This window comes from Bacillus sp. EE-W1, assembly GCF_009760835.1.
GTDB lineage: Bacteria > Bacillota > Bacilli > Bacillales > Bacillaceae_G > Bacillus_A > Bacillus_A wiedmannii.
Window position 1 is genome coordinate 224,800 of sequence record NZ_WIPE01000060.1, and the last position, 663, is coordinate 225,462.

General features: G+C 33.6%; 1 protein-coding gene. It reads left to right on the forward strand.

Annotated features, from left to right (window positions below; translation table 11 throughout):
• Positions 1 to 663 (forward strand): AMP-binding protein (locus GFJ36_RS12580; RefSeq protein WP_157349595.1); only part of this gene is annotated, 663 nt, incomplete at both ends.

Sequence of the window (663 nt, forward strand, 5' to 3'; positions counted from 1 at the left end):
GACTGTATTGATATAAAAGAACATGAAATGCATATTTCGAAAGAAAAAAGTATAAATCCTACAATTGAAGTTAAACCAGATAATTTGGCATATGTAATCTATACATCTGGATCTACAGGAAAACCCAAAGGGGTATTAATTGAACAAAAGAGCTTATGTAATTTTATTATTTCTAGTATTAATTTAACAAAAATGAATGCAGACAGTAAAAATATTCAATTTGCTTCATTATCATTTGATGCTTCAGTATTTGAGATATTTACTAGCCTAGTTTCAGGTGGAACCTTATATGTATGTAGTCAACACGATATTATGCCAGTTGAACCACTTACTCAGTTCTTGCAAAAAAATAAAATTACACATGCACTTTTACCACCTACGGTACTTAATTTGTTAGATGAATCTGTATTTAAAGATTTACAGGTTGTTACTTCTGCGGGATCAGCCTGTAGTGAAAAAGTTGCAAAACGCTGGATGCAAAATCACCTTTTTATTAATGCGTATGGTCCAACAGAAACCACAGTTTATACTGTCGCGGGAATATATAAAGGAGATGGAGCACCTCCTATTGGTCGGCCCATGCCAAATGTAGAGGCATATGTATTAAATAAAGATCATAAGCGTGTCCCTATGGGAACAGTGGGTGAACTTTATATAGGAGGT